The 12,661-nt window shown below is 72.8% G+C and carries 14 protein-coding genes and 1 pseudogene; 8 read left to right on the plus strand and 7 right to left on the minus strand.

All coding sequences use genetic code 11. The features are described from left to right. The first annotated feature begins 11 nt into the window (after positions 1 to 11). Both J2N69_RS08215 and J2N69_RS08220 read left to right on the plus strand, forming a co-directional pair. Positions 12 to 626 (plus strand): methylated-DNA--[protein]-cysteine S-methyltransferase, encoded by a 615-nt coding sequence (locus tag J2N69_RS08215; RefSeq protein ID WP_230900145.1) that lies wholly within the window; start codon positions 12 to 14, stop codon positions 624 to 626. A 340-nt stretch (positions 627 to 966) separates the two neighbouring features. After that, entirely contained in the window at positions 967 to 2,235 is a 1,269-nt protein-coding gene (locus J2N69_RS08220; RefSeq protein ID WP_230900146.1) for an MFS transporter, read from the plus strand. A gap of 73 nt (positions 2,236 to 2,308) precedes the next feature. On the opposite strand, the gene J2N69_RS08225 is transcribed toward J2N69_RS08220, so the two are convergent. Beyond that, positions 2,309 to 2,674 carry a cupin domain-containing protein gene (locus J2N69_RS08225; RefSeq protein WP_127913342.1) on the minus strand — a complete coding sequence of 122 codons (366 nt, stop codon included), beginning with the start codon at positions 2,672 to 2,674 and terminating at the stop codon, positions 2,309 to 2,311. A 130-nt stretch (positions 2,675 to 2,804) separates the two neighbouring features. Here J2N69_RS08225 and J2N69_RS08230 point away from each other — a divergent pair, with 130 nt between their 5' ends. Both J2N69_RS08230 and J2N69_RS08235 read left to right on the plus strand, forming a co-directional pair. Then, a complete protein-coding gene (locus tag J2N69_RS08230; protein ID WP_230900147.1) occupies positions 2,805 to 3,716 on the plus strand; it encodes a pseudouridine-5'-phosphate glycosidase in 912 nt (303 codons plus the stop codon). Further along, positions 3,713 to 4,666 (plus strand): carbohydrate kinase family protein, encoded by a 954-nt coding sequence (locus tag J2N69_RS08235; protein WP_408056687.1) that lies wholly within the window; start codon positions 3,713 to 3,715, stop codon positions 4,664 to 4,666. The genes J2N69_RS08230 and J2N69_RS08235 overlap by 4 nt, the downstream gene beginning before the upstream one ends. A 268-nt stretch (positions 4,667 to 4,934) precedes the next feature. Here the strand turns inward: J2N69_RS08235 and J2N69_RS08240 are convergent, their stop codons facing one another. Then, a complete protein-coding gene (locus J2N69_RS08240; protein ID WP_230900148.1) occupies positions 4,935 to 5,765 on the minus strand; it encodes a class I SAM-dependent methyltransferase in 831 nt (276 codons plus the stop codon). A 158-nt stretch (positions 5,766 to 5,923) separates the two neighbouring features. Here J2N69_RS08240 and J2N69_RS08245 point away from each other — a divergent pair, with 158 nt between their 5' ends. After that, on the plus strand, positions 5,924 to 7,069 hold the full coding sequence (locus J2N69_RS08245; RefSeq protein WP_230900149.1) for a magnesium and cobalt transport protein CorA: 1,146 nt from the start codon (positions 5,924 to 5,926) through the stop codon (positions 7,067 to 7,069). A 57-nt stretch (positions 7,070 to 7,126) separates the two neighbouring features. Here J2N69_RS08245 and J2N69_RS08250 read toward each other — a convergent pair whose 3' ends face one another. After that, positions 7,127 to 7,546, minus strand: coding sequence for a CBS domain-containing protein (locus J2N69_RS08250; protein WP_230900150.1), 420 nt, complete (start codon positions 7,544 to 7,546; stop codon positions 7,127 to 7,129). A 187-nt stretch (positions 7,547 to 7,733) separates the two neighbouring features. Further along, positions 7,734 to 8,366, minus strand: a complete 633-nt coding sequence (locus J2N69_RS08255; protein ID WP_230900151.1) for a nucleoside/nucleotide kinase family protein — start codon at positions 8,364 to 8,366, stop codon at positions 7,734 to 7,736. A 131-nt stretch (positions 8,367 to 8,497) separates the two neighbouring features. Here J2N69_RS08255 and J2N69_RS08260 point away from each other — a divergent pair. Together J2N69_RS08260 and J2N69_RS08265 are read left to right on the plus strand one after the other, a co-directional pair. After that, positions 8,498 to 9,278: pseudogene (locus tag J2N69_RS08260) on the plus strand (DUF2293 domain-containing protein). A 98-nt stretch (positions 9,279 to 9,376) separates the two neighbouring features. Beyond that, positions 9,377 to 9,856, plus strand: coding sequence for an anthrone oxygenase family protein (locus J2N69_RS08265; RefSeq protein WP_230900152.1), 480 nt, complete (start codon positions 9,377 to 9,379; stop codon positions 9,854 to 9,856). Positions 9,857 to 9,918: 62 nt separating this feature from the next. Here the strand turns inward: J2N69_RS08265 and J2N69_RS08270 are convergent, their stop codons facing one another. From J2N69_RS08270 to J2N69_RS08280, 3 genes are read right to left on the minus strand one after another with little or no spacing between them, the layout of a single operon-like run. Then, a complete protein-coding gene (locus J2N69_RS08270; RefSeq protein ID WP_230900153.1) occupies positions 9,919 to 10,716 on the minus strand; it encodes an SAM-dependent methyltransferase in 798 nt (265 codons plus the stop codon). Between the two features lie 39 nt (positions 10,717 to 10,755). Next, complete coding sequence (locus tag J2N69_RS08275; protein WP_230900154.1) at positions 10,756 to 11,076, minus strand: DUF397 domain-containing protein; 321 nt, start codon at positions 11,074 to 11,076, stop codon at positions 10,756 to 10,758. A 1-nt stretch (position 11,077) separates the two neighbouring features. After that, positions 11,078 to 11,938, minus strand: coding sequence for a helix-turn-helix domain-containing protein (locus tag J2N69_RS08280; protein WP_230900155.1), 861 nt, complete (start codon positions 11,936 to 11,938; stop codon positions 11,078 to 11,080). Positions 11,939 to 12,172: 234 nt separating this feature from the next. Between J2N69_RS08280 and J2N69_RS08285 the strand changes: the two genes are divergently transcribed. Then, the gene (locus tag J2N69_RS08285) at positions 12,173 to 12,601 is read left to right on the plus strand and encodes an ATP-binding protein (protein ID WP_230900156.1); all 429 of its coding nucleotides are present in this window, start codon (positions 12,173 to 12,175) and stop codon (positions 12,599 to 12,601) included. The last annotated feature ends 60 nt before the right edge of the window (positions 12,602 to 12,661 follow it).

Below are 12,661 nucleotides of genomic sequence, written 5' to 3' on the forward strand. Positions count from 1 at the left end.
CGGTGGTCCGCATGAACGCCAATGCGGAGGAGCGGGGCCGGGGGCCGAGTGCGGGCCCGGGTGGGGAGCCGGACGCGGGCCGGGGGCCGGAGCGACGGCAGGCCGTGTGGGCCGTCGTCGGCAGCGACATCGGCCCGCTGCTCCTCGCCGCCACCGGCACCGGTCTTGTCACCGTGGCCTTCCACGCCACGGACGACGTGCGCGACGCGACCGTGGACCGGCTCGGCTCCCGGCTGGGGGCCGAGCCGGTGCGGGCACCGGGGTCACCGCTGCTCGCCGAGCCGATACGGCAGCTCGCGGCCTACTTCGCGGGCGAGCGGCGGGCCTTCGAGCTGCCGCTGGACTGGTCGCTGATCTCCGGTTTCAACCGCCAGGTGCTGCGCGAGCTGGCCTCCGGGGTGCCGTTCGGCACGGTGGTGGGCTACGGCGACCTGGCCCGCCGCGTCGGGCAGCCGGGCGCCGCCCAGGCCGTCGGCATCGCCATGGGAGCCAATCCCCTGCCGGTCGTGGTGCCGTGCCACCGCGTGGTGGAGAGCGACGGAGGCATCGGCGGCTTCGGCGGGGGCCTGGAGACCAAGCGGCAGCTGCTCGCGCTGGAGGGGGTGCTGCCTCAGCCGCTGTTCTGAGGTCACCGTGTGGCGGGGGCGCCTTGTGCTTCTGGCTGACTCTGCTGGGGTCCGCGTCTCGTGCCTCGCGTCCGTGTCCGGCGTCCGTGCCTCGTGTCCGGCGTCCGTGCCTCGCGTCCGTGTCCGGCGTCCGTGCCTCGTGTCCGGCGTCCGTGCCTCGCGTCCGTGTCCGGCGTCCGTGCCTCGTGTCCGGCGTCCGTGCCCCGCGTCCCGCGTCCGTGTCTCGTGCCACGTGCGTCCGTGCCCCGCGCCCCGCGCCCCGCGTCTACGCAGTTTCACGTCTGCTCGGTTTCACGTCTGCGCTGTTTCGCGGCCGGGGAGCCCCTGGCACACTGCGTCGGTGACCAAGACCCTCGACGCTCCTGACATACCCGCGCCGGAGGCACTGCCCGGCCTGCGCCGTCGTACGACCGCGGTGCTGATCGCCAGTCAGATCCTCGGCGGGCTCGCGATCCCGATCGGCATCGCGCTGGCCCCGGTGCTCGCCACCGAGGTGAGCGGGACGGAGGCCCTGTCAGGTCTCGCGCCCACCGCTTCCGTGGCCGGTACGGCCCTGCTCTCGCTGCCGCTCGCCGCGCTGATGACGTCACGCGGGCGACGGCCGGGCCTCGTCCTCGCCTATGCGACGGGCGCGCTCGGCGCGGGGCTCGTGGTGCTGGCCTCGGTCATCGAGAGCTTCCCGCTGCTGCTGCTCGGCATGGCGGCCTTCGGCGGAGGGTCGTTGGCCACCCTGCAGGCCCGTTTCGCGGCGGCCGACCTCGCCGAGCCCGAGCGGCGGGGCCGCGCCATCTCCCTCATCATCTGGGCCACCACCATCGGCTCGGTCCTGGGCCCGAACATCGCCGCGCCGACGAGCCGGGTCTTCGCCGACACCGCCATCCCCGAGACAGCGGGCCCGTTCCTCTTCGCGGCCGGGATCTTCGCGGTCGCCGCGCTCGTGGTGGCGGTGCTGCTGCGACCCGATCCGCTGCTCACCGCCCGCGCCCTGGCCCCACAGGAGGACGACACAGCGCAGAGCCGCTCGCTGCGGGCCGGCATCGCCGCCGTGGCCGCCTCCCCGATGGCGCGCCTGGCGCTGGTGACGGTCGCTGTCTCGCACACGGTGATGGTCTCGATCATGGTGATGACCCCGGTCGACCTGGGTCACCACGGCGCGAGCCTGCAACTGGTCGGGCTGGTCATCAGCGGTCACATCGCGGGCATGTACGCGTTCTCGCCGGTGATGGGCTGGCTGGCCGACCAGTTCGGTCGTCTGTCCGTGATCGGCCTGACGGTGGGGCTGCTGAGCTGCGCGGCGCTGCTCGCCGGCACCGCGGGGCCGAGCCACGGTCAGACCGCCGCCGGGCTCTTCCTGCTCGGCCTCGGCTGGTCGGCGGGCCTGGTCTCCGGTTCCGCGCTGCTCACCGACTCGGTGCCGCAGCCCGCCCGGGCCGCCGTGCAAGGCCTCTCGGACCTCACGATGAACGCGGCGGCGGGCATCGGCGGGGCGCTCGCGGGCCTGATCGTCGCCCGGGCCAGCTACGGCTGGCTCAACCTCGTAGGGGTCTGCGTCCTGCTGCCGATGGCCGCGCTCGCCGTACGCAGGGCGGTGTCGGCCAAGAAGGCGTGACCCCGCCCCTCAAAGGCCCTCAAAGGCCCCTCAATGGCCTGCCCCCGCCCCTTAAGGGCAGCCGAGGCAGAGGTCAGGGCAGCGTGATGTGGTACGCCTTGCGGAGCGTCTCGTGCACCGTCCACGTCGTACGGTCGCCCTCGCGCAGCACGGCCGCGTCGCCGGGGCCGATCTCCAGGGTGTCGCCGCCCTCGACCTGGACGGTGGCCCGGCCGCTGACGACCACGAAGAGTTCGTTGGCCTCCGTGTCGGTGACGACGCCCGGTGTGATCTGCCAGATGCCGCGCAGCTGCTTGCCGTCGGCGGACTCCCACAGCACCTTGCCGGTCACCACCGGGTCGCCGGAGACGATCTGCTCCGGGTCGAGCGGTTCGGCCTCCAGTTCGACGTCCGGGATGTGCACGGCGAAAGACGCGGCGGCTTGATCATTCGTGGTCATGGCCGGTCACCTTAGCCGGGGCCCGCGCGGCGCCCCGGCCGGGGTCGGTCTTCTCCGCGCCCGGCGGGGTTTGACGAGGCGCGCCGCCCGCCAGGGATGAGGGGAGACCCGACAGGCAGGAGGCAGGCCCGTGCTGGTGGTGTCCGACGAGGTACGGAAAGCTGTCGCCGAGCGGCGGCCCGTGGTGGCCCTGGAGTCCACGATCATCGCGCACGGCCTGCCGCGGCCGCGCAATCTCCAGGTGGCGAAGGACCTGGAAGCCGTCGTACGCGGGGAGGGCGCCGTCCCCGCGACGATCGCCGTCCTGGACGGGCGCCTCAATGTCGGCCTCGACGCGGCGCAGTTGGAGCGGGTCGCGAACGAGGACGGCATCCGCAAGTTCGGCCACCGCGACCTGCCGCTGGCCGTCGCGACGGGCGCGAGCGGGGCGACCACGGTGTCGGCCACTGCCCTGCTGGCCGCCCGCGCCGGGGTGCGGGTCTTCGCCACGGGCGGGCTCGGCGGCGTACACCGGCAGTGGACGGTGACGCAGGACGAGTCGGCCGACCTGGGGCTGCTCGCCCGCACCCGGGTCACGGTGGTGTGCGCGGGCGTGAAGTCGATCCTGGACGTGGCGGCGACGTTGGAGCGGCTGGAGACGCTGGGGGTCGCCGTCGCCGGGTACCGGACGAACCGTTTCCCCGGCTTCTACTTGGCCGACTCCGGGTACGGCGTGGACTGGAGGCTGGAGACGCCCGGCGAGGTCGCCGCGGTGATGCGGGCGCAGGACGCGGTCGGCGGGCCCGAGTCGGCGCTGATCGTGGCGAACCCGGTGCCGACGGCCGAGCAGCTCGATCCCGTGCTCCACGCGCGCGTGCTCGACGAGGCGCTCCGGGTGTGCGAGGAGCGGGGCGTCACGGGGCAGGCGATCACGCCGTTCCTGCTGGACGAGTTGGTGCGGCGGACCGAGGGGGCGTCACTGGAGGCCAACCTCGCGGCGGTGCGCGGCAACGTACGGCTTGCGGGGCGGATCGCGGGGGCGTGGGCGGGGCGGTGCGAGTGACGGGGGCGCAGACGGTGCGGGGGGTGGCGCGGCCCGCCCTGGGTCCGGTGGGGCGTCTGCTCGTTGTCGGGGATGTCGTCACGGACATCGTCGCCCGGCACCGTACGCCGATCGCACCGGGCACCGATACGGCCGCGGCGATCCGTGCCGTGCCCGGCGGTGCGGGGGCCAACGTGGCGTGTTGGGCCGCTTATTGGGGCTGCCCCGACGTACGCCTCCTGGGGCGGGTCGGTGCGGACTCCGCGGCTTGGCACGAGGCGGCGCTCACGCGCGCGGGGGTGCGGCCTCGGCTGGTGGTCGACCCGGAGGCGCCGACGGGGACGGTGATTTGCCTGGTGGACGGGGGCGCCGGGGCCGAACGCACGTTCCTCACGGACAGCGGGGCCTCGCTGCGGCTCTCTCCCGAGGACTGGGCGCCGGAGTTGCTCGACGGCGTGGCGTGGCTGCATCTGTCCGGCTACCTGTTCTTCGCCGAGTCGAGCCGGGCGGTGGCCGGGGTGGCGATGGCGCAGGCGCGGGCGCGGGGGGTGCCGGTGAGTGTCGACCCCGCGTCGGTGAGGTTCCTGCGGGAGTGGGGCGTGGGGCGGTTCTTGGCCGCGGTGGAGGGGGTGACGGTGCTGATGCCCAGCAGGGGGGAGGCGGAGTTGCTCGCGGGGGTGGGAGCGGGGGCTGTGGCGGACTCTGCGGTGGCTCTCAGTCGGCTGTTCTCCGTGGTGGTGGTTACGGCGGGGGCGGAGGGGGCGGTGGTGGCGCGGGGTGGTGATGTGGTGGGGCGGGTGGCTTCTGTGGGGGTGTGCGTTCGGGATACGACGGGGGCGGGTGATGCGTTCACCGGGGCGTTTGTCGCTTCGCGGGTGCGGGGGGTGGGGCTGGTGGGGGCTGTGGGGGAAGGGTGTCGGGCGGGGGCGGTGGCTGTGGGGCGGGTGGGGGGTCGGCCGCCGGAGTCTTGACGGGGAGGGGTGGGGGTGGCTTGGGCTTGGGGGTGTGTGCGGGTTGTTGTGGGCTGGGCGCGCAGTTCCCCGCGTTTCCCTTCCAGGGGCGGGCGTCCAGGGAGGCTCTGCCGGGTGGAGGGGCACGCCCAGGAGACAGCGGGTCTTGGCATGGGGGCGTGTGCGGGTTGTCGTGGGCTGGGCGCGCAGTTCCCCGCGCCCCTTTCAGGGGCGGGAGGCAGGGGGGCATGGGCCCGCGCCCCTTTCTGGGGCGCGGGGTGAGGGGGTGTCAGGGTTTTCTGCCCCAGGTTGAGATCAGGGGTGGGGCGGCCAGGTCGAGGGGGGTTGAGGTGACGTTGGACAGGTGGTGGTCCAAGTCGTCGGGGGTGGTCAGGCCCGCCTCGATCAGGGCCGGGCGCAGTTGGTGGAGCGTCGCGGTCTCCAGGGCCGCGCAGGCCGGTGAGACCAGCGGGAAGTACGCGTCGGAACCCACCTGCCGCAGGCCCGCCTCACGCAGCAGCCGGGGCAGCCTGCGGCCGTACGTGAGGTCCACGCCGCGCTCCGCGAGCAGCGTGCGTACGGCGTGACGCAGCCGGTTGGCCAACTCCTGCGCGGGGCCGTGGTCGTCGGGGCAGGCCAGCGGCTGAAGCGCGGGATCGGCCTCCTCGACCAGCAGCCTGCCGCCCGGCCGCAGCGCCTTGAGCATCGACTTCAGGGCCTGCTCCGGGTCGGCCACCTCGCCCAGGACGAGCCGCGCGTGCACGAGGTCGAAGGCCTCGACGGGCGGTGGGTCGGCGGCGACGTCGTGCGTACGCACTTCCAGGGGCGAGCGCGCGGCCCTGGTCTGCCAGGACGTGTCGATGTCCGTCGCCAAAACCTTGCCGGTGGGACCGACCCGTTTGGCAAGCCAGGAGATCACGGAGGTGCCGCCCGCTCCGACCTCCCAGCAGCGCCAGCCGGGGCCGATGCCGAGGCGTTCGATGTGTCCGAAGGTGGTGGGGTCGAAGAGGGCGGCGTAGGCGGCGAAGCGCTGCTTCGACTCGGCCTGCCGGGCGTCGGAGAGTTGTCGGGGGTCGGGGAGCCGCCGGGGGTCGAGGAGGTGACCGTCGATACGCGTCATGCGCCGATCATCCCATTTGCCCGGCTTGCACCCCGGTAGCAGAACCGGTCATTCCCGGGCCATTCCAGAGCGGAATGCTCCGTTCCCACAGGGCTCAGCAGTGGGGGCGGCTCTCCTGGCAGACTGACACGTCACGTCATCAGCGCGAGGAGCCCCACATGTCGATGGCAGGCAACCTGCGGAAAGTCGGAAGCCTGGGCAAGGTCGGAAGCCTGCGGAAGGTCGGTGGGCTGCGCAGAGTGGCCCGCCTCGGCCGCCGCGGCGCGCGCGTCGACCTGAGCCACCCGGCCCGCTCCCCGCTGGGCTCCTCGGTGGTGAACTGCGTGACGTACCGCGAGGGGGTGCGCCAGCCCGTCGGCCGTGACCTCGTCGAGTCGGTGGAGCACGTCCGCAAGACCGACGACGGCTTCGTCTGGCTGGGTCTGCACGAGCCGACGGAGCGGGAGTTCGCCGGCGTCGCCGACCTCTTCGACCTGCACCCGCTCGCCGTGGAGGACGCGGTGCACGCGCACCAGCGCCCGAAGGTGGAGCGGTACGACCACACGCTGTTCGCCGTATTCAAGACGGTCTGCTACGTGGAGCACATCGAGATGACCGCGACCAGCGAGGTGGTGGACACCGGCGAGATCATGGTCTTCGTGGGCCGCGACTTCGTCATCACGGTCCGGCACGGACGGCACGGTTCGCTCGGCCCCCTGCGCGAGGAACTGGAAGGCGCGCCCGAGCAGCTCGCCCAGGGCCCGGCAGCGGTGCTGCACGCCATCGCGGACCATGTCGTGGACGGCTACCTCGCGGTGACGGACGCGGTGCAGTCCGACATAGACCAGGTCGAGACGGCCGTCTTCGCCCCGGACGGCGAGCGGCTCGACCCCGGCCGCATCTACCAGCTCAAGCGCGAACTGCTGGAGCTGAAGCGCGCGGTGGTCCCGCTGGGCCGCCCGCTCCAGGTGCTGGCCACCCAGCCGATGCGCGTCATCGCCCCGGAGATACAGGCGTACTTCCGGGACGTCGACGACCACTTGAAGCGGGCCACCGAGCAGATCGCCGCTTTCGACGAGTTGCTGAACTCCATCCTCCAGGCGCATCTCGCCCAGGTGACCGTCGCGCAGAACGAGGACATGCGGAAGATCACCGCTTGGGCCGCGGTCATCGCGGTGCCGACGATGGTCTGCGGCATGTACGGCATGAACTTCGACCACATGCCCGAACGGCACTGGCAGTACGGATATCCCCTGGTGATGAGCGTGGTGGCGGCGATCTGTTTCGCCCTGTACCGCGGGTTCCGGCGCAGCGGCTGGCTGTAGCCGGGCGAGGCGGCCGGGCCGGAACGGTCCGGGTGCGAAGGCGCCGTCGCGCGGGCGTCAGTTCTTGGCGTACACCCGCTCGACCCAGCCCGCGAGCTGGGCGTCGGTGAGGTGTTTGGCCAGGTCCGCCTCGCTGATCATGCCGACGAGCCGCTTGTTCTCGATCACGGGCAGGCGGCGGATCTGGTGGCCTTCCATCTCCTCGACGACGTCGTGGATGTCGGCTCGCGCATCGATCCAGCGGGGCGTGCCCTTGGCCATGTCGCCCGCGGTGACCTGGGAGGGATCGTGGCCCATGGCCACGCAGTCGATCACGATGTCGCGGTCAGTGAGGATGCCGCAGAGCCGTTCGTTCTCGTCAGCGATGGGCAGGGCGCCCACGTCGAGTTCGCGCATCAGCTGGGCGGCGCGGTCCAGGGTCTCGTGCCGGGGAATCCACTGGGCTCCCTTGTGCATGATGTCTCCGGCGGTGGTCATCGGTACCTCCCGTGGCCGGGCAGTGTCCGGAGCGGCGCGAGCGCGCCGCTGGTCCCGGCGCCCCTCATTCTCGTGGCGTCCCCGGAGCCCCGCATCCGGAGCAGGCGGTGGGGGTCGGCCAAGCCCACCGCCCGCCGCCGATTGCCCGCCGTCTGCCCCCTGCCGCCCGCCGCCGCCGGACCCAGCCTCAACCGCTCCACGCCGGATGCCGGGGGTCGTCCGCCCGCACCACCACGTCGGCCGTGGCCGCGGGGTCCGTCTCCGTCTCGTAGCGTTCGAAGGCCGGGAGCGTCCAGTGCTCGCCCTCCGGTGTGTGCCGTCGCAGGGCGCCCGGGGAGAGGCGTACGTGCACCGTCAGGTCGAACGGGAACCAGTGGCCCAGCAGCAGCGGGCCGTGCAGCAACAGCACACCGCCCGGCGGGAGTCGGACGTAGGGGCTGCGGGTCGCGCGGTCGGTCGCCGGGTCCCAGAGATCCGGCAGAATCCGGCCCGTCCCGCCCGGGTCCAGCGGCCCGAGGACCTCGCGCCACAGCGCCCCGGTGTCGAACCACCCGCTGTAGTAGGCCTCCACGTCCTGATGCCCGTACTCCAGGCGCAGCGACGCCGGTCGCAGGAACCCCTCGGTGGCGACCACGAGGGAGGTCCGCCCGCGCAGGCGCAGCGCGTCGCTCACCCGCCGCGCCAGGTCGCCCGTGCCGCCGGCCGGTGCCCCGTCCACGGCGACGCGCGGCCAGAGGCTTCCGTCCGCCGGCTTCAGGTCGAGCAGGCGGTCGGCGAGAGTGTCGGCCAGGCGTTCCCAGGTGATCGGTTCGAGTCGCACAGGCCCATGATGCCGCCGCGCCCCGACCACCCGCCGAGGCGGCAGGTCAGGGGACGAGTCGGGGACGAGCCCGGGACGACTCGGGGGTGATACGGGGACGACTCAAGGATGATTCGGGGAATGAGACGGGCATGGCGAGTCCTCCGTGCGGCCGCGGCCCCGTGGTCTTCCAGCCCCTGAAGCGGCGGCACTGCGCGGAGTGCCGGTCCGGGCCGCTGCCACTGCTGGTCCTCGAACGCGGCGAACCGCGCTGCCTGGACTGCGCCGACCTCGGGCACCTCGTGTACCTGCCGCGCGGCGACACCGCGCTCACGCGCCGGGCCCGCGAGGCCGGTCGGCTCTCCGCGGTCGTCGTCCGCTTCCACCGGCGCCGCGCCCGGTACGAACGACAGGGCGTGCTCGTCGAGGAGGCGGCCCTCGCCCGTGCCGAGGCGCGGTGCCTCGCCGACGCGGAGGCACGGGCACGGCGCAGGGCGCGGGACGCGGGACGCGGTGCGCCGTGCCGCGGAGGACGTGCGGTTCACCGCGGCCTTCGCCGGTGAGATCCGACGCCTCTTCCCCGGCTGCCCTGCGGAGCGCGCCCTCGCCATGGCCACGCACGCGTCCGTCCGCGGCAGAGGGCGGGTGGGGCGCAGCGCGGCGGGGCGGGCCCTCTCGGAGGCGGCGGTGACGGCGGTCATCGCCGCGGTGCGGCACGCCGATACGCCGTACGACCGGCTGCTGATGAGCGGGGTGCCGCGCGGCGAGGCGCGGCGCAGGATCGCGCCTTCGGTGGAGACGACGCTACGGAGGTGGCGCGACGCCCCGGCCCGGCCGCGCGGCCGACCGCCCCCTCCCCCCGCCGCGCCGCACCGGGACGTCCACGCCCGCACCCGCGAGCCGTACGTATGGCCGACCGCTCCCGGCAATTGACTTGTGGGGAGACGGCGCGCCGTGCAGGATCACTCGCGGCCCGCCCTTCGACGCAACGGCCGCCATGACCTGCCGGCCCTCAGCACGCGGGAGTTGCCATGATCGACGGACCGTACTTCGTCCTCACCGTGCTGGGGGCGCTCGCCTGCGGTCTCACCGCCGGGGCCTTCGCCGCGTTCTCGACCTTCGTGATGAAGGGCCTGGCCGCGCTGCCGCCCGCCCAGGGCATCGCCGCGATGAACTCGGTGAACGTCACCGCGGTCAACCCCGCGTTCATGACCGTGTTCCTGGGGGCGACAGGGCTCTGCGCGGTGCTCGCCGTCGTGACGTTCGTGCTCTGGCCGGACGAGGGCACCTTCGCGCTGCTGCTCGGCTGCGCGCTGCATCTCGTCGGTTCGTTCGGCGTGACGGTCGCCGCGAACATCCCGCGCAACGACGCCCTCGCCGAGGTCGACCCGGAGAGCGCGGAGGGTGCGGCGTACTGGCGCGCGTACGTGCGTGAATGGACCGCGTGGAACCACGTCCGCGGCGTGGCCTCGCTCGCCGCGGCGGCGTGCTTCATCCTCGCCCTGGCCTGAGGTGCCCTGCCCTGAGGTGCCCTGCCCTGAGGTGCCCTGCCCTCAGGTGCCCTGCCCAGAGGTCAGACCTTGCGCCCCACCGCCCCGTACGCCGGCGTGGGCCCCTCCCCCGCTTCCGGTGCCGTCTCGCCCAGGTCCGGCTTCCAGCGGTCGACGACCGCCACTCCGGGGTCCACCATCTCGTACCCCTCGAAGAAGCGCTCCACCTCCGCGCGCGTGCGCAGGGCCAGCGTCATGCCGCGCGCCTTGTACAGCTCCGCCGCCTGCCGCGCCGTGTCCGGGGTGAACTCGCCCGTGCCGTGCGACAGGAGCAGGTGGCTGCCCGGCGGGAGGGCGCTCATCAGACGGTCCACCAGTTCGTACGCGCCGTCCTCGTCCGCGATGAAGTGCAGCAGCGCGACGAGCGACAGGGCGATCGGCCGGCCGAAGTCGAGGACGCGGGCGGCCTCTTCGAGGATCTTCTCCGGTTCGCGGAAGTCCGCCTGGATGTACTCGGTGACGCCCTGCGGCGTCGAGCGGAGCAGCGCCTCGGCGTGGGCGAGGACGATGGGGTCGTTGTCGCAGTAGACGACGCGGGTCTCGGGGGCGATCCCCTGGGCGATCTGATGGAGGTTCGGCTCGGTCGGTATCCCCGTGCCGATGTCCAGGAACTGCCGGACGCCCTGGGTCGTGAGCCAGCGCGTGGCGCGCTGCATGAACGCGCGGTTGGCCCGCGCGGTCGTCAGGACCCGCCCGTCCATGGCGACGAGCCGGCGGCCCATCTCCTCGTCCACCGGGTAGTTGTCCTTGCCGCCCAGGAACCAGTCGTACATCCGTGCGGGGTGCGGCTTACTGGTGTCGATGTACGACGGGTCGGTCATCCGTACCCCCTGTGGTCGGCGGAGAAGAACAGTGTGGTCTCACGACAGCAGGAAGTCCGCCTCGCCGGCCTTCGCCCCCTGTATGAAGGCGTTGATCTCCCCGTGCGTGTAGATCAGCGCGGGACCGTCGGGGTCGGCCGACTGGCGCACCGCGACCCTGCCGTCGTCCAGTTTCATGGCCTCCAGGCAGTTGCCGCCGTTGCCGCCGCTCCACGGCTTGTGCCAGCCGTCGCTGCCGAGGTCGCGGGCGGGCATGCCGTTGTAGATCCGAGACTCTGCGCGTGACTCCGCGCGCGAGTCGTCGCGGGCTCCGGGCGAACGCGGACCGGCGGGGCGCGTTCCGGCTCGATGTCGGTCCATGTCACAGCTCCTTGCGGACGTCCCGGAGGATGTCCTTCGTGCGTTGTGCCGTGGCGGCCTGCGCCGCCATGCGGTCCATGACCTCCAGGTGGGTGGCCACCTCTTTGCGCGCGTCCAGGTAGACGGCGCCGGTCAGGTACTCGCTGTAGACCATGTCGGGCAGCTCCGCCACGGCGAAGCGGAAGAGCACGAACGGTCCGTACGTTCCGGGGTGCGGGCCCGCCGCGAACGGCGCGACCTGGAGCGTGACATGGGGCATCTCGGTGGCTTCGAGCAGCCGGTCGAGCTGCGCGCGCATCACCTCGGGGCCGCCGACGGGCCTGCGCAGCGCGGTCTCGTCCATCACGACCCACAGCCGTGGCGCGTCCTCGCGGGTGAGCAGCGCCTGACGCTCCATGCGCAGCGCCACGTACCGCTCGATGTCCGCGGGCCGGGTCTGGCCGATGGCGCCGGAGAGCATCACGCCGCGCGCGTACTCCTCGGTCTGGAGCAGGCCGGGCACGAAGTGCGGTTCGTAGGAGCGGATGAGGCTGGCCGCGCCCTCCAGGCTGACGTACATGCTGAACCAGCCCGGCAGGATGTCGTGGAACCGCTGCCACCAGCCCGGCTTGTTCGCCTCTTCGGCGAGGGCCACGAAGGAGTCGGCCTCGTCGTCGGCGACGCCGTAGGCCTTCAGGAGCAGTTGGAGGTACGGGATCTTCAGCGCGACCTCGGCCGTCTCCATGCGGCGCACGGTGGCCGGGGCGACGCGCAGGATCTTCGCCGCCTCCTCGCGTTTCAGGCCGGCGCTCTCCCGCAGGTCCTGTAGGCGACGACCGAGAACGACCTGGCCGACGGTCGGCGCGGACCGCGGTTCGCTCACGTCTCCTACCTCCACCTGACTGCGCGTTGCCACGACTCAAGCACACGGCACCGAGAGTCGTTGCGAGCAGTGTGCCATGCGCGGTCCCGGAGGAACATGCCACTGTGCACTTTTCAGAGTGGCTCTTGCCAAGGTGTTCCGGGCGGGGCGATAGTGGAGAGCGTGACTCCGCCCGCGCCGTTAGGAACCGAAGCCGCCGAAGGCCGTCTTGGTGATCTCGCCGAGGCACGTCCTGTGAGCGTTGCCGAGGTCTGCGTCAGTTTCACCCTCGCCCCGCAGCCGAACTCCGTCGCGCAGGCCAGACGCCTGCTGCGGGCGCAGCTCGGCGTCTGGGCGGTGCGTGACGACGACGCCTGCGACGCGGCGGCACTCGTCCTCTCCGAACTGGTCACCAATGCCGTGGCGCACACCACGAGCCGGTGGATCGTCTGCGAGCTCTGCGCGGACTCGGGGAAGCTGCGGATATCCGTGAGTGACGAAGGGTGCGGGCCAACTGTGCCGCGCCCCGTGCACAGGGGGGCAGATGAGGAGCACGGGAGGGGATTGCTCCTCGTCGACGCGGTGAGCAGCGCGTGGGGCGTCCACGAAGCGGGGCCCGGAGTCGGGCGCACGGTGTGGGCGGAGTTGCGCCGGACGGCGGCGGAGGCGTCGCGGGTCGCGTAGACCGGCCGCGGCCGGCGTGGACCAGCACGGCGGTGTCGGCAAAAGCATCGTGACCGGCGT

This window comes from Streptomyces huasconensis, assembly GCF_021028635.1.
Lineage (GTDB): Bacteria > Actinomycetota > Actinomycetes > Streptomycetales > Streptomycetaceae > Streptomyces > Streptomyces huasconensis.